Raw genomic sequence first — 22,525 nt, 5'->3', positions numbered from 1 at the left:
TTAGGAGGGATACTATGCCAGAATTACCAGAAGTAGAAACCGTTCAAACTGGCTTAGAACAACTAGTGGTACATAAAACAATTCAACAAGTAGAAGTATTATGGCCAAGCATTATTGAAACTACAGATATTGAGCAATTTAAATTAGATTTACAAGGGGAAGAAATTCAACAAGTTACTAGAAGAGGCAAATTTTTGATTTTTCATTTAACGCATCATGATTTGATTTCTCATTTGAGAATGGAAGGAAAATACGAATATCATCTCGATCATCCAGCTATAAGTAAACACACGCATGTGATATTTAAGATGAATGATGGAAGTGAATTAAGATATTTAGATGTTAGAAAATTTGGTAGAATGGCTTTAGTTCCTAAAGGAGAAGCCAACCAGTATAAAGGAATAAAAAAACTAGGGCCAGAACCTGTTTTGCCTGATTTTGATTTGGACAAGTTTACTAAAGAGTTAAAAAAACGTCAGATGGGGATTAAACCTTTATTATTAACCCAGCAATTAGTGACAGGTTTAGGAAACATTTACGTAGATGAAGCGTTGTTTCGGGCCAAGATTCACCCTGAACAAGTAGCAAGTGACTTGAGTAAAGATGAAATAAAAGTGTTACATCAAAGTATTATAGAGGTGCTAGCAGAAGCAGTAAAAGCTGGTGGCACAACTATTCGAACCTATAAAAATGCACTAGGCGAGGCAGGAAAATTTCAAGTCGCATTAAAAGTTTACGGGCAAACAGGAGAGCCTTGTCCTAATTGCGGGACACCTATTCGTAAAATAAAAGTGGGACAACGAGGAACTCATTTTTGTCCACACTGCCAAAAAAGATAAGGTGAGGAGAAAAACAGATGACATTTGTACTTGGGTTAACAGGAAGTATTGCTACTGGTAAATCTACTGTTAGTCGTTACTTTATGGCGCAAGGTATTCCAGTTGTAGATGCTGATTTAATTGCTAGAGAAGTAGTGGCTCCTAGAACACCAGGGCTAGAAGCTTTAGTTTCACATTTTGGAGAGGGGATTTTAACTAATGATAAGGAGTTAAACCGTCAAGCTTTAGGACAAATAGTCTTTAGTGATAAAAGGAAGCGAGCAGAATTAGATAATTTGTTGGAACCCTTTTTAAGGACAGGGATTAAAGAGGGGATTACAGCCTATGTTCAAACAGGAGTTCCTTTAGTTGTGGCAGATATCCCTCTTTTGTTTGAAAAAAATTACCAAGAAGGTATGGACGGAATAATGGTAGTGTACTTGCCAGAAGAAGTTCAACTGGCACGATTAATGAAGCGGGATAATCTTACCCTTCAACAAGCACAAGCAAGAATAAGTAGCCAATTATCTATTGAAAAAAAACGACAATTAGCAGATGTGGTAATTGATAATAGCGGGACTATAGCTGAAACCCAACAACAAGTTCTAACTTGGTTAAATCAAGGCGATAAAAAGTCAGATCTTACTGTTAAGTAGAGCTTTTTTACATAGAGAAACTATTTAAAGACTATCCGAAACCTTTCATTTCATGCTATAATAACACTGCATTCTTATGTATATTAATTAAACAATGAATAAAATGAATAGAGGTGATTCTCATGCAATGTCCTAAATGTCACTATAATGGTTCACGCGTTGTTGATAGTCGTCCTGCAGATGATGGACGAGCAATCAGAAGACGAAGAGAATGTGAATCATGTGGGTACCGATTTACCACGTTTGAACGTGTAGAGGCAACCCCTCTTTTAGTTATTAAAAAAAATGGCGGTCGAGAAGAATTTAGCCGTGATAAAATTTTACGAGGTTTAATTCGTTCTGCAGAAAAACGTCCAGTGTCAATGGAACAAATGGAACAAATTGCAGATCAAGTTGAGAATCAAGTTAGAAGTTTAGGTGAAAATGAAGTCTCTACTGAATTGATTGGTGAATATGTGATGGAGCATCTTAAAGGGTTAGATGAAATTGCCTATATCCGTTTTGCTAGTGTTTACCGTCAATTTAAGGATATGAGTGTTTTTCTAAAAGAATTACAAGATATTGTTAAGGATGACAAATCTAAGGACTCATCGGAAGATGATCCAGCATAATATATAGAGTAAGGAGGAGTCTATTTGAATTACCCTTGGAAACAAATTAGACCCAAAGATACCTTCTTTGTAAAAAAGGCGACTCCTATCACTAGTGAGCATTTAAAGGTATTAAGTTTTTTGTATCAACCAATTATTGGGATAGATGCTTATAGTTTTTATCAAACGTTATTGACCTACATTGAAGAATGGGAATTTGATAGTGAAGAAATTTTTCATGCTGATTTATTAAACCAGTTAGATATTGACATTCCACGTTTTTTTAAAGGGCGAGTTCGCTTAGAAGGGATTGGCTTGTTACAAGTGTATGTTAAAGAATTACCAGACAGGAAGCAGTTTATTTATGAAGTGTGTCCTCCTTCTTTAGCAGCTGATTTTTTTAAAGATGATGTGTTATCTATTCTCTTGTTAGAAAAAGTAGGGGAACGACGGTTTAAACGGTTAGTCCAACGTTTTGCTATTCCACCAGTAGATACTAAGGAGTATCAAAATGTGACAAAAAAATTCTTAGATGTTTATCCTTTACAAACAGATTATTTAACTAGTCAACAACCTATATTAGATGAGACAAGTGATAAGTTTACTTTAGACACTTCTAAGCCAATTAGCGTGATTTCTGACACATTTGATTGGTCATATTTTATCGATATTTTAAATGGCTTATTAGTAAATAAAGATCAGATTACTAAGGAGCTTCAAGAAGGCATTTATTTATTTCATCGCTTATATGGGATAGATGAAGTGGAAATGAAGGAACTAGTAGAAGGGGCAGTCGACTTAGCGACTGGCCAAGTTGCTCTAAAAGATTTTAGACGAGAGGTTTTAATCAAGTACCGAGAGTCAAATAAAACTGTTCAGCAGCCTCAAGCAGAGGTCTCTAACCCAAAAACAAGAGAGCAAAGACAAACGGAGTTAAAAGAACAAGGCTTTTCTGATATAGAAATTGCTATTATTTTATCTAGTGAAGAATTTCCACCTATGCAGTATTTACAATCGATTAGAACTCAAACAAAAGGTTTTATTACTCAGAATGAAAAATGGTTAGTCGAAAATTTGGTGAAGGAGTCAGGCTTACCTAACTCCGTTTTAAATATTTTGATACATTTTGTTTTAGTAGTGAAACAAAAGGCAACTTTAAGTCAGCAATATGTGTTAACTATTGCTAATAACTGGGCACAAAGTGATATTCGTACTCCAGAAGCTGCTATGAAGAAAGTAAAAGAAGTTTCTAAAAAAGCCTCATCTAAGTCAAGTAGTTCTCCGACTTATAACAATAGAAGAGGAGCATCTAAACGAGTGGAAACTTTACCTGATTGGGCTACTCAAGTTGAACCTCGTCAAGAAACTCCGTTATCAGAGGAGCAAAGACAACAACTACAAAAAGAATTGCAGCAATTGCGACAACCAGGAACGAATACTTTAGGAGGTGACAATTAAAATGGATCTGGAAAATATTGGAGAACAAATGTCTAAAACCATGGGAACAAGTAGGTGGTCACAGCATTTTGAACGTTTAAAAGAAACTGTTAAGCGAGATCCTGATGTCATAAGTTTTGTAAAAGAACATCAAGAGGAATTAACTCCAGAAATTATTGAAAAAAGCTATGCTAAATTGTATGAATTTGTTCAGGAAAAAGAAAAATTTAAACGACAAGATCCAACTATGATTGCACCAGGTTACGAACCTAAATTATTTATGAATTTTCGGTTTATTGATGTGAGCTATGTTCCTACTCAAACATTATTGGCTAAACAAGAAGTGCAAAAAGTAGAAAGCCGTATGCAACTAGAAAATATGCCAAAAGGAATCCGAAATGCGCGAATGGATCAATTTGATCTAACTGAAGAGCGGGCAGGAGCACTTAAAGCAGCTATGTTATTTATTAAACACTATAGTCAGCATCCAGATAAATTTCAACCAGGTCTTTACTTACAAGGATCTTTCGGTGTTGGAAAAACATATTTACTAGGAGCTATTGCTAGAGAATTAGCTGAATTAGGTTTTTCAACTTATTTGATGCACTTTCCAACTTTTGCTGTAGAGATGAAAGCGTCCATTAAAGATGACACCACAAGTGCTAAAATCAATCAAGTTAAGCAGGCTCCTATCCTTATGTTAGATGATATAGGAGCAGATTCCATGAGCAGCTGGATTCGAGATGATGTTCTAGGTGTTATTTTACAATATAGAATGCAAGAACAGTTACCAACTTTCTTTAGTTCAAACTTTAGTATGCAGCAGTTAGAAGAGGAACATTTAAGAATTACGCAAAGAGGGGAAGATGAACCTTTAAAAGCCCGAAGAATTATGGAGCGTATTCGTTATTTATCTAAAGAAGTTGAAATGGTTGGTAGAAATAGACGACAAGAAAATAACTAACAAAAGCGAATTAAGACTGTCAAGAAAAATTCATTGACAAACTTTTTTTATCCTAGTATAATAGCTTTTGTTGTGTAGAGGTGATAACTATGAAATGGTCTTTATTAGAATTAAAAAAATATCAAAATGAGCTTATTGCCTTTGAACAGGTATTAGATTTAGAAAGTCAGTTAATGGCTCGAGATGATCAAGTATTAGCTTGTGAACCTGTTCAAGTTAAGGGAACTCTTTCCGTTGAACCGGATTGTTATATAGCTTACTTTCAGATTGTAACCACCTTAACATTGCCATCTTCACGTTCCTTAGATCCTGTTAAGTTTGCTTGTGATGAAACTATTACAGAAATTTACATGACTAAAGAACAATTCTCTGAAAAGAAAGAATTTTTAGAAGATAAAGAAGCGATTCTAGTCCTCGATAAAGATATCATTGATTTAGAAGAAGCAGTCGAAGATCATGTGTTATTATCGATTCCTTTACAAGTTTTAACAGAGGATGAGAAACATGGAAAAGCAATGCCTAAAGGAAATGATTGGGAAATTATTTCAGAAGAGGAATATTTCCAACGCAAAGCGCAACAAGATCAAAAAGAATTAGATCCTCGTCTTGCAAAATTGTCAGCTTTATTAGATAATGATAAAGATGCTGATTAAGCGTAAGATTGGAATAAATGCATAATACCTAGTGTTATTATGTAAGTGTTATGAAGGAGGTGTAGTAAAATGGCAGTACCTGCAAGAAGAACTTCTAAAGCTAAAAAAGCAAAACGTCGTACTCATTATAAATTAACTGTACCTGGCATGAGCACATGCTCAAACTGTGGTGAATTAAAACGTAGTCATCACGTATGTCCAGCTTGTGGTCAATACAATGGTAAAGATGTCAATGCACAAGAAGCATAATACATTTGAAGAAATGTTTGAAAAATCCTTAGACAACCATGGAGTCTAAGGATTTTTTTTGTCTGAAATACATGAAATAACTAACCTATCAGTTAGCTAATTTATTACAAGAAAGTTGGACTAGTTCACTTTAGGTAAAAAATACGATATAATGAAACCAATATTATATCAATAATCCGTTCTGATAGAACAAGGAGGAAAACTATGTCGAAACAACAAATTGGTGTCGTAGGAATGGCTGTAATGGGGAAAAACTTAGCATTAAATATTGAAAGCCGTGGTTACACTGTTTCTATTTACAACCGAACAAATAGTCGGACAGAAGAAGTAATGGAAGAACATGGAGATAAACAATTAGTGCCAACATATTCTATTCAAGAATTTGTGGATTCTTTAGAAAAACCTCGTAAAATTTTATTAATGGTTAAAGCAGGGGACGCTACAGATAAAACCATTCAATCACTACTGCCTCATCTAGATGAAGGAGATATTTTAATTGATGGTGGGAATACCTTCTTTAAAGACACTATGAGACGGAATGAAGAGTTAGCTAACTCAGGTATTAACTTTATTGGAACAGGTGTGTCTGGCGGGGAAGAAGGAGCTTTAAAAGGCCCAGCTATTATGCCTGGTGGACAACGTGAAGCTTATGAATTAGTAGCGCCTATTTTAGAACAAATTGCTGCAAAAGCAGAAGACGGGGAACCATGTGTCACTTATATTGGGCCAAATGGTGCAGGTCATTATGTTAAGATGGCTCATAACGGAATTGAGTATGGAGATATGCAGTTAATCGCAGAGTCTTACGATTTATTGACAAAATTATTAGGGCTATCTGTTGAAGAATGTGCAACGATTTTCTCTGACTGGAATGAAGGAGAACTAGATAGTTATCTGATTGAAATTACAGCAGATATTTTAACTCGTAAAGATGAAGAAACAGGGAAACCGATTGTTGACGTGATCTTGGATGCAGCAGGAAATAAAGGAACTGGTAAATGGACTAGTCAAAGTGCCCTTGATTTAGGTGTGCCACTACCATTAATCACAGAATCAGTTTTTGCTCGTTATATTTCAGCAATGAAAGAAGAACGTGTAGTGGCTAGTAAAGCCATTAAAGGTATGGACTTACCTCGGTTTGAAGGCAATCAAAAAGAGTTCATTCAAAAAATTAGAGAAGCCTTGTATTTCAGTAAAATCATGAGCTATGCTCAAGGATTTGCTCAATTACGTGTAGCTAGTGAAACATTCAATTGGGATTTGAAATACGGTGAGATAGCTAAAATATTTAGAGCAGGCTGTATTATTCGGGCAAAATTCTTACAAAAAATTACAGATGCTTATGACAAACAACCTGATTTACAAAATCTGTTGTTAGATGATTATTTTAATGACATTACTAGTCGTTATCAAAAATCAGTTCGGGAAGTAGTAGCTGTTGCAGTACAAGCAGGAGTTCCTGTTCCAACTTTTTCTTCAGCAATTGCTTATTATGATTCTTACCGAAGTGAAAATTTACCAGCTAATATTATCCAAGCACAACGGGATTATTTTGGTGCTCACACTTATGAAAGAAAAGATAAAGAAGGCATTTTCCATTATTCTTGGTATGAATAAAGTGTCACTTAAAACTCAAAAGGACAATTGTTTCCTTTTGAGTTTTTCTCTCTTAACCTTTACTTAATTATATCATAGCTTTTTTGTGTGAATATCGTTATAATATATGAGGAAGATAAGTGATGCATAAGGCACATACAGAAAGGAATATAAGATAATGAGTAATATTTTAATCATTGAAGATGAAAAAAACTTAGCTCGTTTTGTCGAGTTAGAATTACGTCATGAAGGTTATCAAACAGAAGTTCATTATAATGGACGAACTGGCTTAGAAGCAGCTTTAAATGGGGATTGGGATGCAATCTTGTTAGACTTAATGTTACCAGAGTTAAATGGCTTAGAAGTGTGTCGACGTATTCGTCAAACACAAAATACGCCAATTATTATGATGACAGCTAGAGATTCAGTTATTGACCGAGTATCTGGTCTAGATCACGGAGCTGATGACTATATTGTGAAACCATTTGCTATTGAAGAGCTATTAGCACGTTTACGCGCATTATTACGCCGAATTGATATTGAGGGAGATAAAAATATCACGAAGCAAACGACCATTACTTATCGAGATCTAACTATTGAAAAAGAAAACCGTATTGTTCGCCGAGATAGTGAAGTGATTGAATTAACTAAGCGTGAGTATGAGTTATTACTTACTTTAATGGAAAATGTCAATGTGGTCTTAGCAAGAGATGTATTACTTAATAAAGTTTGGGGCTATGAAACAGAAGTAGAAACGAATGTGGTAGATGTATATATTCGTTACTTGCGAAATAAAATTGATGTTCCTGGAGACGAAAGTTACATTCAAACGGTTAGAGGAACTGGTTATGTGATGCGTTCATAATGGGAATGAAATGGGAAAAAATAAAAGATAAGTATCATTCTAATCTTATATTGACGATGAAATGGTCCCTTTTCACAACAGCTTTTATTTTTATTATTTTAAGTGCTTTTTCTTTCTTTACCTATAAAACAAGTACCAATGCTATTGTAGAAAAAGAACAAGCCCATTTAAACCGCACATTAGATCAGATGGTTCAACGCTTAGCGAGATCTAGTGATGAATTAACTATTCGGGAAGCCGTTTATTATTTAAAAGAGACCAATCCTCGGTTAAAAGATGAAGGAAATGCAGAAACAATTGAAGCCAATTTGATTCAATTGAATACGTTTATCGCAGAATTATCTCAACCTGAGTTAAGTGTATTTATTTATAACACGGAAAAAAAACTAGTGTTTGAGACAAGGCGAGAAGATTTTCAATATATTGGTCACAATAAACGAGAAATTTCACAAAAAATTTTAGGAGATCGAGCAGGATTTGTAGCAACTACGTCGATTTATTCTAATAAAAGCAATAAAAAAATTGGTTATGTGCAATTATTCTATGATTTGACCTCTGTTCATCAAATTGAAAAAGAAATTTTGAGAACGAATATGTTTATGGTAATATTAGCTGTCATTTTAAGTTTGATTATTGGCTTTTTCTTGTCCTCTTATTTCTTGAGACCATTAAAACAGATTACTCAAACGATTAATATTATTAAAGCAGATCCTCAAACAGATGTTAGAATGCCAGAAATGCATACAAAAGATGAATTTGCTGATTTGGTTGAGGTATTTAATGATATGATGGACCGTATGCAGCGGTTTATTATTCAACAACAACAGTTTGTGGAAGATGTGTCTCATGAGTTAAGAACACCTGTAGCTATTATTGAGGGGCATTTAAAGATGCTAAATAGATGGGGCAAAGAAGACCCTGAAATTTTAGAAGAGTCTTTAGAAGCTTCTCTTCAGGAAATTATTCGCATGAAAAGTCTTGTTCAAGAAATGTTGGACTTATCTCGAGTAGAACAAGTAGAATTTCAACATCAAAATGATATTTCTTACGCTAAAGAAGTCATCCATCAAACCTATAATAATTTTCAGTTACTTTATGAAGACTTTACCTTTATTTTAGATGATGACTTGAGTCATGAAGTGCCAGTAGGAATTTACCGAAATCATTTTGAGCAGTTATTGATTATCTTGTTGGATAATGCAGTGAAGTATTCAAGAAATAGAAAAGAAATTCATATTTCTGTTTCTTCTTCCCTATCTTATTTAGAAATTGCTATTCAAGATTTTGGAGAAGGTATTTCAGAAGAAGATATTGATAGAATTTTCCATCGGTTTTATCGGGTAGATAAAGCTAGAAGTCGTCAAAAAGGCGGTAATGGCTTAGGATTATCTATTGCTAAAGAACTGGTTGAAAATTACGGAGGCTCTGTTCAAGTTGAGAGTTCTATAGGAAAGGGCTCTATTTTTAGAGTATATCTGCCTATTAAAGAAGAAACTTCTGAAGAAAATTTAGAAGAATAAAGGAAAACCTTTCATATTATCAGTCTATTTAACCTGATAGTGTGAAAGGTTTTTTTGTGGAATATTTGACCAAATTTAGAGAGTGTTAAATTAGTGTATCGTTGACTAAATGAGAATAATTTCATTAAAGAACAAAAAGAATGGTATAAAAATTGAAGTAGATGTTATTTGATAAATGCTATGTGAAAACGTGTTTATTTTACCTTCTTTTTAATAAGTGTGATAGAATGATAATAAGTGAGAGTGTTTATGTAAAAAATAGAAACAAAAGATTAAAATGTGGAATTATCCCAATAGAATTAGTAGTTAACTAAATAAAGAGTCAAGAAAATTTAATATACCTCTTTATTTATGGTAATTACAAGACATTTTTCACTAATTAAAAGAATTAAACTAGTTTATCTAATGATACACTAATAAATGAAAATAGTGTATCTAAAAGTAATACACTATTTAGTGTATTGTTTTAGGTCTTTTTTTACGTAAAACCCCTAAGCAGAACAATTTAAAAGTAATACACTAATATGGCATGATTATTGCTTATATAGATTCGAGGTTATTTAGGGCAGTTTTACTGGATACCTTAACAGGATTACACAAGTAAGAGATTACTTTGTAATATAAATGTTTAATAGGAGGGAGAAAAAAATGGTAGGAATTATTCTTGCAAGTCACGGCAAATTTGCTGAAGGAATTATGCAATCTGGCGAAATGATTTTTGGGAAACAAGAAAAAGTAGCTGCAATTACATTGATGCCAGGTGAAGGACCTGACGATTTAAAAGCAAAATTTGAATCGACAGTCAAAGAATTTGGTGCAGATAGTGAAGTGCTATTTTTAGTTGATTTATGGGGCGGAACCCCTTTTAATCAAGCCAATCATTTATTAGATGGTCATGAAGAAAAATGGGCAATTGTTAGCGGGTTGAATTTACCGATGCTAATTGAAGCGTATGCTTCTCGTTTATCTATGGAATCAGCTCATGACATTGCCACACACATTATTGAAACAGCTAAAGACGGGGTTAAAGTAAAACCTGAATCTTTAGAACCAGTTGCACCAGTTGTGGCTAATCAAGCACCGACTACGCAACAAGCTATCCCTGAAGGAACTGTTTTAGGCGATGGTAAAATTGAATATGTATTAGCGCGAATTGATTCTCGTTTATTACATGGACAAGTGGCGACAGCTTGGACAAAAACGACCAATCCAACTCGGATTATTGTTGTGTCTGATGCAGTAGCTAAAGATGATTTACGTAAAAAATTAATTGAACAAGCAACACCACCAGGAGTTAAAGCAAACGTTATCCCTATCCAAAAAATGATAGAGGTAGCAAAAGATCCTCGTTTTGGTAATACTCGGGCGCTATTATTATTTGAAAATCCAGAAGATGTGCTAAGAGTTGTTGAAGGTGGGGTTCAATTAGATGAAATCAACATTGGTTCTATGGCTCACTCAGTAGGCAAAGTTGTTGTAAACAAAGTATTGTCAATGAGTCAAGAAGATGTGGATACATTCGAAACATTAAAAGCTAAAGGTATTAAATTTGATGTACGTAAAGTTCCTAATGATTCTCGTGGCAGTATGGATGAGATTTTGAAAAAAGCGAAAAGTGAATTAGGCAAAAAATAACTAGCTGTAAACAAATAATTAAACATAGGAGGGTTATTATGTCTGTTATATCAATAATTTTAGTTATACTTGTTGCATTTTTAGCTGGTATGGAAGGTATTTTAGATGAATTCCAATTTCACCAACCACTAGTAGCATGTACCTTAATTGGTTTAGTAACAGGTAATTTAGAAGCAGGCGTTGTATTAGGCGGTACGCTTCAAATGATCGCACTTGGTTGGGCAAATATCGGTGCTGCAGTTGCACCAGATGCTGCTCTTGCTTCAGTTGCATCGGCAATTATTTTAGTTTTAGGTGGTCAAGGTGTTAAAGGAGTTCCAGCAGCGATTGCGATTGCTGTACCATTAGCTGTAGCAGGTTTATTTTTAACAATGATCGTTAGAACATTAGCCGTTCCAATAGTTCATAGAATGGACAAAGCAGCAGAAGAAGGTAACATTAAAGGAATTGAATTATGGCATATTTTAGCTGTATGTATGCAAGGGATTCGAATTGCTATTCCAGCAGGCGCACTTTTATTTATTCCAGCAGAAACAGTTCAAGGGGCGTTAGAATCTATGCCTGCTTGGTTAACTGATGGAATGGCTATTGGTGGGGGTATGGTTGTAGCAGTAGGTTATGCTCTTGTTATCAACATGATGGCAACAAAAGAAGTTTGGCCATTCTTTGCTATCGGATTTGTGGTAGCAGCTGTTTCAGATTTAACTTTAATCGCTTTAGGAGTATTAGGTGTTGCTTTAGCCTTAATTTATTTGAATCTATCTAAACGTGGTGGTTCTTCAAATGGTGGCGGTAGCAGTAATACAGGTGATCCTTTAGGGGACATCCTAAATGACTATTAGTCGGAATGAATAAGAAGGAGGAATAAGAATAATGGCAGAAAAAATAGAATTGACAAAAAAAGATCGTTTATCTGTAGCATGGCGTTCCACATTTATTCAAGGTTCATGGAACTATGAACGGATGCAAAATGGCGGTTGGTGTTTCGCAATGATTCCCGCAATTAAAAAATTATATAAAACAAAAGAAGACCGCTCTAAAGCATTACAACGTCACTTAGAGTTCTTTAACACTCACCCATACATTGCTTCTCCAATTCTTGGGGTAACCTTAGCATTAGAAGAAGAGCGTGCTAACGGTGCACCTGTTGATGATGTAGCTATTCAAGGGGTAAAAGTTGGGATGATGGGACCATTAGCAGGTGTTGGGGACCCAGTGTTCTGGTTTACTGTTCGTCCTATGCTAGGTGCTTTAGGTGCATCACTTGCAATGGGTGGTAGTATTTTAGGTCCAATTATTTTCTTCGTAGCTTGGAACTTAATTCGTTGGGGATTCATGTGGTATACACAAGAATTTGGTTATAAAGCAGGTTCTAAAATTACTGAAGATTTATCTGGTGGATTACTTCAAGATGTAACAAAAGGGGCTTCGATTTTAGGGATGTTCGTTCTGGCAGGTTTGGTCCAAAGGTGGGTATCCATCAATTTCATGCCAGTTGTCTCTCGGGTAAAATTAGATGAAGGTGCTTATATTCATTGGGATAAATTACCAGAAGGTTCAGCAGGTATTCAAAAAGCCTTTGAATTAGTTAACTCTGGATTATCCTTATCTCCTGAAAAAGTTACAACCTTACAAAATAACTTGGACGCGTTAATTCCAGGACTTGTACCACTACTATTAACTTTCTTATGTATGTGGTTATTGAAGAAAAAAGTTTCTCCAATTGTGATTATTTTAGGCTTGTTTGTAGTAGGTATTTTAGGTCACCTTATCGGCTTATTATAAAAATAAAACAGCTAGACTCAGGAAATTTCCTGAGTCTTATTTTTTAGAAATATGATACACTAAAGATAGAAATAAACGGAAGTAAAGAATGGGGAAATAGATATGGTAGAATCTTTAAATACACAGGTGGATTTAGTTATTGATGCCACTTCATTTATGGGCTTGACGGATTATGGTAGTGTTATGATAGGGGATAAAGCCTTTGAGTTTTATCATAGTAGAGATACTCGGAAGTTTATTCAAATCCCTTGGGAAGAAGTCGACTATGTCATAGCCTCTGTCATGTTTAAAGGAAAATGGATTCCAAGATATGCTATTCAAACGAAACAAAATGGAACTTTTACATTTTCTTCTAAGCAGCCTAAAAAGGTGTTACGAGCTATCCAACAATATATAGAACCTAGCCATATGGTACAGTCACTAAGCTTTTTTGATGTGGTTAAAAGAGGGATCAAATCCTTAGGTAAGAAAAATAAGACATAAAAAAACTTCTCACTACATGAATAGTGAGAAGTTTTTTTAGTCTAAGTAAACAAGATTTCTTTCTTAGGGAATAACTATGTTTAAAAGAGTAAAAATAAGAGCTGAAAGCATAACAGATATTGGTAAAGTAATGATCCAAGTAATAATCATGCGTTGACCAGTATCCCATTTTACTCCACGCTTTCTGTGAGAAGTTCCTACTCCCATGATAGCTGAACTAATAACATGAGTAGTACTAACTGGTAAATGGAATAGTGTGGCAGTGAAAATAACTATTACTGAACTAATGTCAGCAGCTACTCCGCTTACTGGTTTTATTTTCATGATTTTACCACCAACTGTTTTAATAATTCTCCAACCACCAATACTAGTACCAATTGCCATTGCAGTAGCACAAGCAAATTGGACCCAATGCTGGACTTCAGAACCTTGTTGGTACCCATTAGCCATTAAAGCCATAGTAATGATTCCCATAGCTTTTTGGGCATCATTTGTTCCGTGAGTAAAGGATTGAAGAGCTGCTGTCAAAATTTGAAACAGCCTAAACCGATTATTTGCCTTGGACAAATTCAAATTTTTAAAAAGGGTCTTGATAATGGTGTAGACAATAAAACCAGTTACAAAGGCAATGACTGGAGAAAGAACTAATCCGACAATAATTTTAATAAAGCCAGCATAATGAATGGCATTCACTCCAGCCGATGCAATAGCAGCACCTGCAATTGACCCGATTAACGCATGAGAAGAACTACTAGGTATTCCTACATACCAAGTGACTAAATTCCAAATAATAGAAGAAATCAACGCAGCTAAAATTACCACTTCTCCTTTTGGAAGGGCAATTGGGTCTACGATACCTTTTGTAATAGTCTTAGCTACACCGGTAAAGGAAACCGCACCTAAAAAGTTCATACACGCTGCCATGAGAATGGCTTGTCGAGGCTTTAGAGCCCGAGTTGACACGCTAGTAGCAATAGCATTAGCTGTATCATGAAAGCCGTTAATTAAGTCAAAAATTAAAGCGGCAGCCACAATGAAAATCATGAGTAGAAGAGTTTGGTCCATTTCTTAACTCCCCCTAAGCATTTTTCATGACGATAGAATTTAATGTTTTCGCCACATCTTCACAGAAGTTAATAATTGCTTCCAAATCTTCATAGACAGTTTGGTATCGAATTAAACGGATAGGATCTTCTTCAACTCGGAAAAGTTCTAGTAGAGCTTCTCGGTAAAGATCATCACATTTAGATTCATTTTGTTTAATATTTTTAGAATAATCATTTACTTTTTGTAACTGTTTGTTGAAAATACAATCGACTGCTTCTGCAATATTTTCAGTTGCTTGACAAATTTCAGCAGTCATTTGTGAAATGTAGTCATTTAAGTGAGTCATGTGACAAATTTCAAAGGATAAAGCTGCTTTTTCCATACCGTCTAACACATCGTCTATCCGGTTAGTTAATTCTAACAAATCTTCTCGTTCAATTGGAGTAATGAAGGTATCATTTAATTGAACAATCATTTGATAGACAAAGCCATCTCCTTTAGATTCATACTCATTAACAGTTTGAGCAAAAATAGTGACATCCTCTGGTTTTTCAACAGAGAATGATGAAAAATAGTCTGCCGCCTCTTTGACATTTGTAGTCATATCATGTAACAGTGCACCAAATTGATCTTTCTTATTTCTTGAAAACATAAAACCAATCTCCTATCTTATTCCTATCTTATTTCGTCCTATAAAACTAAAAGCACAAGTCATACTATAGCATATTTTTATGAGAGACTCTATGAAATTTAAGCAAAATTTTCTGAAAGGTTGAGTTTATAAACATGTTCTGTTAATCGATTTACCTTACAAGGATTTCTTGTCAAAATAAAAAGCTTATTTCTTTGTTTTTTCAAAAGGATTAAAGTTAGTGAGAGTATGAACAAAAATAAAATAAGGGTTATTTTAATGTCATTCAATTCAGAGAAATATGAGGAAAAATAAAAAAGACAAGGATAATCGTTCATTTATCCTTGTCTTTTTTGACTTATTTTTTATTAGGTCGTTGTTGTTTACCTGCATTTCGACCTTTGCTTTGTTTGTTTTTAGATTGGTTTATCCCTTGTTTAACTGATGCTTGACTAGCGCGTTTTTTATTAGGAGTCGTCACTGTTTTAGGAACTTTTGGTGGATTTTTTTTGAATTCTTCATCCACTTGTTTTTTAATTCGTGGTTTTTGATAGAAAGTAGTAATAACTGTTTGAATAATACTAACTAAACCACCAATCATCCAGTAAAGTGTCACCCCTGCTGGTGCTCTAAAGGACATCATCACAATCATCATAGGAGACATAAACATCATGGTCTTCATTTGTTTTTTCTGTTCTTCAGGCACACCGTATAACATAATGTAACTTTGAATTAAATAAGCAAAACCTGCAATCACAGTGAACATTAGATTAGGTTTTCCTAATGAGGCACCTAAGAAAGTAGCATGTTCAATGTTAGGGGCATATTTAATGGCAAAGAAAAGAGCAGTAAAGATAGGCATTTGAATAAGAAGAGGTAAACATCCCATTCCGCCAAACATACTTAGACCATTCTCTTTATAAAAACGTTGTAATTCCATAGCAGCTTCACGTTGTTCTTCAGGAGAAGTAGCTTCTTTTTGCTTCGCTTGGATTCCTTCCATGTGAGGTTTTAGGTATTGCATTTTTTCTGACATGTAGGTAGATTTTTTTGTTTGATAAAGCATTAAAGGCATTAAAATAGCTCTAACTACAATAGTTAGTACAATAACTGCCACACCATAACTTCCAAATGTATCTACAAACAATTGGATAATATGGTTCATAGGTTTTACTAATAAATTAAAGACCCAACCTTCACCAGTGGGTTGTCCAAGTTTAGGTCCGCTTTTATAGGTTTGGACACAACCTGATAAGGTAAATAAAAGACCAACTAAACCTGAGGCAAATAGCCATTTTTTGATTTTTTTCATTGAATTCTTCCTTTTACATAAATTTAGTTACACAATCAATACTATAATCGATTATAGCTTTCATTTCAACGTTATAATAGTAAAGAGTTGTTAATAGTAAGTGACGCCAAATTTTTTTCTGACGGTTAATGAGTCATCTTCAGTGATGTCACAATAATCTACATGAGCACTAGGGGAGGGAGAGGCTTGGACTTTATTGATAAAGCGGTCAATAGAGGTGGTAGGTCCTGTTGCTTCGATATAGACTGTACCATCTGGCTCATTTCTGACTAGGCCAGTTATTCCTAGTTCATCTGCTACTAGTTTAGTCATAAAACGAAAGCCCACTCCTTGGACTCTCCCGTGAACAATGATTCGTACTTTTTTCATAAGAAGCTCTCCTTTTTTATTAGGTTTATTTTATTATAAGCTATTTTACCATGTTTTTGCATGAAGAGAATGAACAGACTAGTCGGATAGAATTTGGCATGCTATACTAGGCAAGAATTGGAGGTAGAAGTCATGGAAGTTATTACATCAACTAAAAACCAAACAGTTAAAGAAATTAAAAAATTAGCTAAAAAAAAATATCGAGATCAAACCAATACCTATGTCATTGAAGGGTTTCATTTAATCGAAGAAGCTATTCAATATAACCAACCCCTTAAAAAATTAGCAGTGACGCCATCTGTTTTTGAAACAATCCAAGAGGTAGAGCTATTTGCCTCTGTTTTAGAGTCTTTACTTGTCGTAGATGAACTAGTTTTTCAAAGTATGTCTACTTTACCAACCCCTCAAGGAATATTAGCTGTAGTAGATAAGGAGAAGGTCAATCAAGCCATTTCTTTAGACGGACCTTTTATTATGTTAGATCAAGTACAAGATCCAGGAAATATTGGGACAATTATTCGAACTGCTGATGCAGCAGGTTTCTCAGGAGTTATTCTAGGAGAAGGATGTGCAGATATTTATCAGCCTAAAGTAATGCGGGCTATGCAAGGGAGTCATTTTCATCTTCCTATTTATCAACAAGCGTTAGAGCCTTTTGTTAAGACATTACAACAAGCAGATTATACTGTCTATGCAACGGCTCTTGATTCCCAGGCTAAGTCCTACCGCGAAATGATTTCTAAAGAAAAATTAGCGATTATTATGGGAAATGAAGGACAAGGTGTGTCGGATTCTTTACTATCTTTAGTGGATCAAACGGTTTACATACCAATGCCTGGTCATGCAGAATCTTTAAATGTTGCAGTAGCAGCAGGTATTGTCATGTTTCAAGTTATTAAATGATAATAGTTGTCATTTATTACGAAATGATTAATTTTGTCAAAGTATCTAGCTTTTTAAAATAAAGGATGCTATTATGATGTCACTGAAAAAAAGATAAAAAAATCTACATTAATTGAGGATGATAAGATGAAACAAACTTGGCGTAATGATGAAGAATATATGTCATATGTAGGAGATTTATTAGAAACAGAAGACGTCCAAAAATTAAGTGAAATCACTCAACACTATTTCTCAACACGATTAGAGCATTCAATTAGTGTTTCATATTTAAGTTATAAATTAGCTAAAAAATGGAATGGAGATGCTCGTTCAACAGCTCGGGCAGGCTTATTACATGATTTATTCTTCTACGATTGGCGAGTAGAGAAGTTTGACGAAGGCAGTCATGCTTATATCCACCCAAGAGTAGCCGTTAAAAATGCTGAAAAAATTACAGAATTAAACGATTTGGAAAAAGATATTATTTTAAAACATATGTGGTTAGCAACGATTGCACCACCTAAATATAAAGAGAGCTATATTGTCACTTTTGTGGATAAATATTGTGCCATCAGTGAAGTAGTTAAACCTAATTTCAAGTCGTTGAAACAAAAATTTTCCACCTTCTTTGGATTTGCTCAAAGCGAAGGTTAATACTGAGAAAGTAGCCAATTTGCTTATTGGCTACTTTTTTATATAATAAAGACAAGAGACTGTAAAAGAGAGGATGCATCTGAATGAAAGAAGATGATTGTAGACTTGAAGACTTTAGGCTATGTCCAAAGTTTGAACAAGCCTTTGCAATACTTGGAAAACGCTGGAATGGATTAATTATTGACGTGTTACTGCTTGAAGGCCCTCAACGTTTTGGGATACTTGCAGCGAAAATTCCTAGTTTAAGTGACCGAGTGCTAGTTGAGCGGTTAAAAGAATTGGAATTAAACGGAATTGTTAGCCGAAATGAAGACGAGATAAATTGTAAAAAAGTGGTCTATCAGTTGACAGAAAAAGGTCAGGAATTAGAACCAGTTATGCGTGAAGTTCAAAAATGGGCAGAGAAATGGGTTGTTTTACAAGAAGAAAGTTGACCGTTGGGGTTTATTCTTGTAAACTATAAGTAATACTTAAGTTATAACTTATCAATTTAATAGACTTAATAACAAAGATAGAAACTAGTAAATTACAAGTCAGTTGTTCAGGGAGATTTATCATAGACTGGAAGTAAATCCAATGTGACGTAATTGAATTCATTTCTAGAGTTGCCTAGTGATATAAAATTAGGCCGGCATGATATGTCGTTAATAAAAGAGTGTGTTGTAAGAGTAATCTTATAACAAATTAGGATGGTACCGCGAAGACTCGTTCCTTTCATTAGGAACGGGTTTTTTTGTGGCTTATTTAATAAATAAGAACTATTGTGATGAACAGAAAGGAAATAACTACTATGTCATTGAAAAAGCAGCTAGAAGCATTACGAGATGAAACGTTGCAAAAAATTGAACAATCAGAAGCGCTTCAAGAATTAAATCAAATTCGTGTGGAAACTTTAGGTAAAAAAGGTCCAATTACAGAGGTATTAAGAGGAATGAAACATCTTTCTGCAGAAGAAAGACCTGTTGTAGGAAGTTTTGCCAATGAAATTAGAGATCATTTAACTGAAAGTATTGAAGAGAAAAAAAGAGAGTTAGAAGAATTAGCTTTAAATGAAGCATTAAGAAAAGAAACCATAGATGTAACATTACCTGGTAAACAAATTCATGAAGGAACTTCTCATATTTTAACTCAAGTTATGGAAGAAATAGAAGAAGTTTTCTTAAATATGGGATATAAAATAGTAGAAGGATCAGAAGTGGAGCAAGATTACTACAACTTTGAGAGAATGAATATTCCCCCTAACCATCCTGCTAGAGATATGCAAGATACGTTTTATATTAGTAACCAGTTATTATTAAGAACTCATACATCACCAGTGCAAGCTCGAACAATGGAAACCCATGACTTTTCTAAAGGACCACTTCGCATGATTAGTCCAGGAAAAGTTTTTAGACGAGACAGTGATGATGCTACCCATAGTCATCAGTTCCATCAAATTGAAGGATTAGTGGTAGATGAAGATATTACAATGGCTGATCTAAAAGGAACTTTGGAAGTGGTGTTAAAACAATTATTTGGAGAAGAAAGAGATATACGTTTACGCCCTAGTTATTTCCCTTTCACTGAACCTTCAGTAGAAGTAGATATTAGTTGCTTCAAATGTGGGGGCGAAGGATGTAATGTTTGTAAAGGGTCTGGCTGGATTGAAGTATTAGGTGCAGGAATGGTCCATCCAAACGTCTTAGAAATGTCAGGCATTGATCCAAGTAAATATAGCGGATTTGCTTTTGGTTTAGGACCAGATAGAATGGCAATGTTAAGATATGGTGTAAATGATATTCGTGCTTTTTATCAAAATGACCGTCGTTTCTTAGAACAATTCAAAATAAAGGAGTTAAACTAAATGTTAGTTTCATATAAATGGTTAAGTCAATATGTTGATTTAAACGGGATTAGCCCAGATGAGTTGGCAGATAAATTATCTCGGACTGGTTTAGAAGTTGAAGGGATAGACACACCACAAGAAGGATTAAAAAAAATTGTGGTAGGAGATGTGAAGGAATGTGTTCCACATCCTAATAGTGATCACTTATCTATTTGTCAAATTGATGTAGGAGAAGAAGAGCTTTATCAAATTGTTTGTGGAGCTCCGAATATTGAAGCAAATAAAAAAGTAATTGTGGCGATGCCTAACTCTCGTATTACAGGCAATCAAAAAATCAAAAAAGGGAAAATGCGTGGAGAAGTTTCTTTAGGAATGGTTTGTTCTTTAGAAGAACTAGGCTACTCTGAAAATGTTATTCCTAAAGCTTATGCAGACGGCATTTATTTCTTGCCAGAAGATGCAACTCCAGGCACACCTGTTTTTAGTTACTTAGATATGGATGACGCTATTATTGATATTTCCATCACGCCTAACCGAGCAGATGCTTTAAGCATTCGCGGAGTAGCTCATGAAGTGGCGGCGATTTACCGAAAAGATGTTTGTTTTGGAGAAAGAAAATTAGTAGAAGATAAAGAAGACAATATTACTTCCCATTTAGATGTAACAGTCTTAAACCCAGAAGAGGTAACTAATTACCGAATGAGAATGGTGAAAGATGTTAAGGTCAAAGAAAGCCCTCAATGGCTACAAAATGTTTTGATGAATGAAGGCATTCGGCCGGTTAATAACATTGTGGACGTAACGAATTACGTGTTACTTTTATTTGGTCAACCTTTACATGCTTTTGATTATGAGAAAATGGCTAGTCAAAAGGTAGTTGTTAGACGAGGAGAAGAAGGGGAACAATTAGTGACCCTTGACGGTGTGGAAAGAGCACTAACTTCTGATCATATTGTTATTACTAACGGAGAACAACCAATAGCTCTAGCAGGGATTATGGGCGGTTTAGATTCAGAAATTACTGAAACTACTCAGACTGTAGTAATTGAAGCAGCTACTTTTGACCCAGCTATCACCCGATTAGCAGCTAAAGATTTTGCTTTAAGAAGTGAGTCAAGCAGTCGCTTTGAAAAAGGAGTCAATTTACAAACGGTTGAAGAAGCTCTATCTTTTGCTGCAAGTTTAATGGCAGAATTAGGCGAAGGCACTGTTTTAGCAGGTGAAGTCGTTGCAACAGAAGATTTAGGAAAAGATGAAGTAGTAACGATTACACAAGACAAGATTAACCGAGTACTTGGCACAAACTTAACAAAAGAAGAAATCCATGAAATTTTCCTTGCTTTAGGTTTTGAAGTAGCCTTAGCAGGTGAAACTTATACAGTAACTATTCCACCTAGACGTTGGGATATTCAAATTGAGGCAGATTTAATTGAAGAGGTAGCTCGTATTTACGGTTATGATCGTTTGCCTTCTACTTTGCCAAAAGGAACTTATGTGTCAGGTGGATTATCTAACCAACAACAGTTTGAACGAAATATTCGTCAAGTGTTAGAAGGTAGTGGGTTAACAGAAGCGATTAGTTATGCGTTAACTACTGAAGAAAAAGCTTTACATTTTGTAAAAAATGCCGCTCCACTTGTTAGCTTACAAAGTCCAATGAGTGAAGATCACCGAGTATTACGCCAAAATTTAATCACTAGTCTATTAACAGATATTCAGTATAATGTGGCAAGAAAAAATACTGACTTGGCTTTCTACGAAATGGGAAATATATTTATCAGCCAAGGAGAAAGTGATTTACCTAAACAAATGAAACATGTTGCTTTAGCTATGACAGGTTTATGGCAACAGAATAGCTGGCAAGTTTCTAAAACAGCCGTTGATTTTTATTTGTTAAAAGGGATTCTTGAAAATCTAATGAGCTCGATTGGTTTAGATAATAAAGTGGTTTTCCAACCGACTCAAGCTTATCCAGAACTACATCCTGGTCGTAGTGCAGAATTACTAGTAGAGGGGGAAGTTATTGGGGTAATTGGTCAAGTTCACCCATTAACTGGAAAAGCTTATAATATTCCTGAAACTTATGTAGCTGAATTAGATTTAGAGGGACTGTTTAATAAAAATCGTCAAGGAATTGATTTCCAAGCAGTTGCTAAATTCCCAGCTATGAAACGAGATATTGCACTTTTAGTTAGTTCTGAAGTTACCAACCAACAGTTGCTTGAAGTAATTCAAAAACAAGGTGGTAAATTCTTACAACAAGTTGAGTTGTTTGACGTGTTCCAAGGAGAAAAATTAGGTTTAGGCAAAAAATCAATGGCTTATTCATTGACTTTCCAAAACCAAGAAGCAACATTAACGGATGAAGAAGTAAATAGTGCGATGAAACAAGTAGAGCTAGGATTAGTTGAAGCCTTTCATGTGGAAGTACGCTAATAAGTCAAAAAGAGAAAGAAGAGATCTTCTTTCTCTTTTTTATTAAGCTTTGTCGAAAAACTTGAAACTTATTTGGAAAAAAGGGAAAATAGAAAGAGATACGAAAAGAAATAAGAGG

At 34.7% G+C, this 22,525-nt stretch carries 23 protein-coding genes and 1 other annotated feature; of the genes, 19 read left to right on the top strand and 4 right to left on the bottom strand.

Annotation, left to right across the window (positions count from 1 at the left end; translation table 11 throughout):
• Positions 1–14 precede the first annotated feature (14 nt).
• From mutM to C7P63_RS03920, 14 genes are all read left to right on the top strand, one after another.
• Positions 15–839 (top strand): DNA-formamidopyrimidine glycosylase, encoded by an 825-nt coding sequence (gene mutM / locus C7P63_RS03985; protein WP_125942856.1) that lies wholly within the window; start codon positions 15–17, stop codon positions 837–839.
• A gap of 17 nt (positions 840–856) precedes the next feature.
• The gene (gene coaE / locus C7P63_RS03980) at positions 857–1,474 is read left to right on the top strand and encodes a dephospho-CoA kinase (RefSeq protein ID WP_125942855.1); all 618 of its coding nucleotides are present in this window, start codon (positions 857–859) and stop codon (positions 1,472–1,474) included.
• Between the two features lie 122 nt (positions 1,475–1,596).
• Positions 1,597–2,085 (top strand): transcriptional regulator NrdR, encoded by a 489-nt coding sequence (nrdR, locus tag C7P63_RS03975; RefSeq protein ID WP_125942854.1) that lies wholly within the window; start codon positions 1,597–1,599, stop codon positions 2,083–2,085.
• Between the two features lie 24 nt (positions 2,086–2,109).
• Complete coding sequence (locus tag C7P63_RS03970; RefSeq protein WP_125942853.1) at positions 2,110–3,522, top strand: replication initiation and membrane attachment family protein; 1,413 nt, start codon at positions 2,110–2,112, stop codon at positions 3,520–3,522.
• 7 nt (positions 3,523–3,529) lie between these two features.
• Positions 3,530–4,465, top strand: coding sequence for a primosomal protein DnaI (gene dnaI / locus C7P63_RS03965; RefSeq protein ID WP_125943073.1), 936 nt, complete (start codon positions 3,530–3,532; stop codon positions 4,463–4,465).
• An 89-nt stretch (positions 4,466–4,554) separates the two neighbouring features.
• Entirely contained in the window at positions 4,555–5,118 is a 564-nt protein-coding gene (locus C7P63_RS03960; protein WP_125942852.1) for a YceD family protein, read from the top strand.
• 69 nt (positions 5,119–5,187) lie between these two features.
• Positions 5,188–5,367, top strand: coding sequence for a 50S ribosomal protein L32 (gene rpmF, locus C7P63_RS03955; RefSeq protein WP_125942851.1), 180 nt, complete (start codon positions 5,188–5,190; stop codon positions 5,365–5,367).
• 204 nt (positions 5,368–5,571) lie between these two features.
• Positions 5,572–6,984 (top strand): NADP-dependent phosphogluconate dehydrogenase, encoded by a 1,413-nt coding sequence (gene gndA / locus C7P63_RS03950; protein ID WP_125942850.1) that lies wholly within the window; start codon positions 5,572–5,574, stop codon positions 6,982–6,984.
• A 157-nt stretch (positions 6,985–7,141) separates the two neighbouring features.
• Positions 7,142–7,828, top strand: coding sequence for a response regulator transcription factor (locus C7P63_RS03945; protein ID WP_125942849.1), 687 nt, complete (start codon positions 7,142–7,144; stop codon positions 7,826–7,828).
• A 5-nt stretch (positions 7,829–7,833) separates the two neighbouring features.
• Positions 7,834–9,348 carry a sensor histidine kinase gene (locus C7P63_RS03940; RefSeq protein WP_125943072.1) on the top strand — a complete coding sequence of 505 codons (1,515 nt, stop codon included), beginning with the start codon at positions 7,834–7,836 and terminating at the stop codon, positions 9,346–9,348.
• Positions 9,349–9,996: 648 nt separating this feature from the next.
• Positions 9,997–10,983: a mannose/fructose/sorbose PTS transporter subunit IIA gene (locus C7P63_RS03935; protein ID WP_125942848.1), complete on the top strand. Its 987-nt coding sequence runs from the start codon at positions 9,997–9,999 to the stop codon at positions 10,981–10,983.
• A 38-nt stretch (positions 10,984–11,021) separates the two neighbouring features.
• A complete protein-coding gene (locus tag C7P63_RS03930) occupies positions 11,022–11,825 on the top strand; it encodes a PTS mannose/fructose/sorbose transporter subunit IIC (RefSeq protein WP_125942847.1) in 804 nt (267 codons plus the stop codon).
• Positions 11,826–11,856: 31 nt separating this feature from the next.
• A complete protein-coding gene (locus C7P63_RS03925; protein WP_125942846.1) occupies positions 11,857–12,768 on the top strand; it encodes a PTS system mannose/fructose/sorbose family transporter subunit IID in 912 nt (303 codons plus the stop codon).
• 102 nt (positions 12,769–12,870) lie between these two features.
• On the top strand, positions 12,871–13,251 hold the full coding sequence (locus C7P63_RS03920) for a DUF956 family protein (protein WP_125942845.1): 381 nt from the start codon (positions 12,871–12,873) through the stop codon (positions 13,249–13,251).
• Between the two features lie 63 nt (positions 13,252–13,314).
• On the opposite strand, the gene C7P63_RS03915 is transcribed toward C7P63_RS03920, so the two are convergent.
• The 4 genes from C7P63_RS03915 to C7P63_RS03900 all read right to left on the bottom strand — a co-directional run bounded on the left by C7P63_RS03915 (position 13,315) and on the right by C7P63_RS03900 (position 16,610).
• Positions 13,315–14,316, bottom strand: coding sequence for an inorganic phosphate transporter (locus C7P63_RS03915; protein WP_125942844.1), 1,002 nt, complete (start codon positions 14,314–14,316; stop codon positions 13,315–13,317).
• Positions 14,317–14,329: 13 nt separating this feature from the next.
• Entirely contained in the window at positions 14,330–14,950 is a 621-nt protein-coding gene (locus C7P63_RS03910) for a DUF47 domain-containing protein (RefSeq protein WP_125942843.1), read from the bottom strand.
• Between the two features lie 337 nt (positions 14,951–15,287).
• Entirely contained in the window at positions 15,288–16,241 is a 954-nt protein-coding gene (gene yidC / locus C7P63_RS03905) for a membrane protein insertase YidC (protein WP_125942842.1), read from the bottom strand.
• Between the two features lie 90 nt (positions 16,242–16,331).
• Positions 16,332–16,610, bottom strand: a complete 279-nt coding sequence (locus C7P63_RS03900) for an acylphosphatase (protein WP_125942841.1) — start codon at positions 16,608–16,610, stop codon at positions 16,332–16,334.
• 132 nt (positions 16,611–16,742) lie between these two features.
• Here C7P63_RS03900 and C7P63_RS03895 point away from each other — a divergent pair, with 132 nt between their 5' ends.
• The 5 genes from C7P63_RS03895 (at position 16,743) to pheT (ending at position 22,407) form a co-directional block, all read left to right on the top strand.
• Complete coding sequence (locus tag C7P63_RS03895) at positions 16,743–17,513, top strand: TrmH family RNA methyltransferase (protein ID WP_125942840.1); 771 nt, start codon at positions 16,743–16,745, stop codon at positions 17,511–17,513.
• A gap of 126 nt (positions 17,514–17,639) precedes the next feature.
• Complete coding sequence (locus C7P63_RS03890; RefSeq protein ID WP_125942839.1) at positions 17,640–18,146, top strand: HD domain-containing protein; 507 nt, start codon at positions 17,640–17,642, stop codon at positions 18,144–18,146.
• 83 nt (positions 18,147–18,229) lie between these two features.
• On the top strand, positions 18,230–18,580 hold the full coding sequence (locus C7P63_RS03885) for a winged helix-turn-helix transcriptional regulator (RefSeq protein WP_125942838.1): 351 nt from the start codon (positions 18,230–18,232) through the stop codon (positions 18,578–18,580).
• A 65-nt stretch (positions 18,581–18,645) separates the two neighbouring features.
• Positions 18,646–18,862 (top strand) — a binding site (T-box leader).
• A gap of 74 nt (positions 18,863–18,936) precedes the next feature.
• On the top strand, positions 18,937–19,989 hold the full coding sequence (gene pheS / locus C7P63_RS03880) for a phenylalanine--tRNA ligase subunit alpha (protein WP_125942837.1): 1,053 nt from the start codon (positions 18,937–18,939) through the stop codon (positions 19,987–19,989).
• Entirely contained in the window at positions 19,990–22,407 is a 2,418-nt protein-coding gene (pheT, locus tag C7P63_RS03875) for a phenylalanine--tRNA ligase subunit beta (protein ID WP_125942836.1), read from the top strand. It begins immediately after the preceding gene.
• Positions 22,408–22,525: the final 118 nt, after the last annotated feature.

Source organism: Vagococcus humatus (assembly GCF_003950325.1).
GTDB classification, from domain to species: Bacteria; Bacillota; Bacilli; order Lactobacillales; family Vagococcaceae; genus Vagococcus_C; species Vagococcus_C humatus.
Note: the sequence above shows the minus strand (reverse complement) of the source record. Positions and strands in the feature narration are given on the sequence as shown.

What these genes read in the sequence shown, in the direction of transcription:
- mutM (WP_125942856.1), top strand. Translation starts at nt 15, where the DNA reads ATGCCAGAATTACCAGAAGTAGAAACCGTTCAAACTGGCTTAGAACAA.
- coaE (WP_125942855.1), top strand. Translation starts at nt 857, where the DNA reads ATGACATTTGTACTTGGGTTAACAGGAAGTATTGCTACTGGTAAATCT.
- nrdR (WP_125942854.1), top strand. Translation starts at nt 1,597, where the DNA reads ATGCAATGTCCTAAATGTCACTATAATGGTTCACGCGTTGTTGATAGT.
- C7P63_RS03960 (WP_125942852.1), top strand. Translation starts at nt 4,555, where the DNA reads ATGAAATGGTCTTTATTAGAATTAAAAAAATATCAAAATGAGCTTATT.
- rpmF (WP_125942851.1), top strand. Translation starts at nt 5,188, where the DNA reads ATGGCAGTACCTGCAAGAAGAACTTCTAAAGCTAAAAAAGCAAAACGT.
- gndA (WP_125942850.1), top strand. Translation starts at nt 5,572, where the DNA reads ATGTCGAAACAACAAATTGGTGTCGTAGGAATGGCTGTAATGGGGAAA.
- C7P63_RS03945 (WP_125942849.1), top strand. Translation starts at nt 7,142, where the DNA reads ATGAGTAATATTTTAATCATTGAAGATGAAAAAAACTTAGCTCGTTTT.
- C7P63_RS03940 (WP_125943072.1), top strand. Translation starts at nt 7,834, where the DNA reads ATGAAATGGGAAAAAATAAAAGATAAGTATCATTCTAATCTTATATTG.
- C7P63_RS03935 (WP_125942848.1), top strand. Translation starts at nt 9,997, where the DNA reads ATGGTAGGAATTATTCTTGCAAGTCACGGCAAATTTGCTGAAGGAATT.
- C7P63_RS03930 (WP_125942847.1), top strand. Translation starts at nt 11,022, where the DNA reads ATGTCTGTTATATCAATAATTTTAGTTATACTTGTTGCATTTTTAGCT.
- C7P63_RS03925 (WP_125942846.1), top strand. Translation starts at nt 11,857, where the DNA reads ATGGCAGAAAAAATAGAATTGACAAAAAAAGATCGTTTATCTGTAGCA.
- C7P63_RS03920 (WP_125942845.1), top strand. Translation starts at nt 12,871, where the DNA reads ATGGTAGAATCTTTAAATACACAGGTGGATTTAGTTATTGATGCCACT.
- C7P63_RS03915 (WP_125942844.1), bottom strand. Translation starts at nt 14,316, where the DNA reads ATGGACCAAACTCTTCTACTCATGATTTTCATTGTGGCTGCCGCTTTA.
- C7P63_RS03910 (WP_125942843.1), bottom strand. Translation starts at nt 14,950, where the DNA reads ATGTTTTCAAGAAATAAGAAAGATCAATTTGGTGCACTGTTACATGAT.
- yidC (WP_125942842.1), bottom strand. Translation starts at nt 16,241, where the DNA reads ATGAAAAAAATCAAAAAATGGCTATTTGCCTCAGGTTTAGTTGGTCTT.
- C7P63_RS03900 (WP_125942841.1), bottom strand. Translation starts at nt 16,610, where the DNA reads ATGAAAAAAGTACGAATCATTGTTCACGGGAGAGTCCAAGGAGTGGGC.
- C7P63_RS03895 (WP_125942840.1), top strand. Translation starts at nt 16,743, where the DNA reads ATGGAAGTTATTACATCAACTAAAAACCAAACAGTTAAAGAAATTAAA.
- C7P63_RS03890 (WP_125942839.1), top strand. Translation starts at nt 17,640, where the DNA reads ATGAAACAAACTTGGCGTAATGATGAAGAATATATGTCATATGTAGGA.
- C7P63_RS03885 (WP_125942838.1), top strand. Translation starts at nt 18,230, where the DNA reads ATGAAAGAAGATGATTGTAGACTTGAAGACTTTAGGCTATGTCCAAAG.
- pheS (WP_125942837.1), top strand. Translation starts at nt 18,937, where the DNA reads ATGTCATTGAAAAAGCAGCTAGAAGCATTACGAGATGAAACGTTGCAA.
- pheT (WP_125942836.1), top strand. Translation starts at nt 19,990, where the DNA reads ATGTTAGTTTCATATAAATGGTTAAGTCAATATGTTGATTTAAACGGG.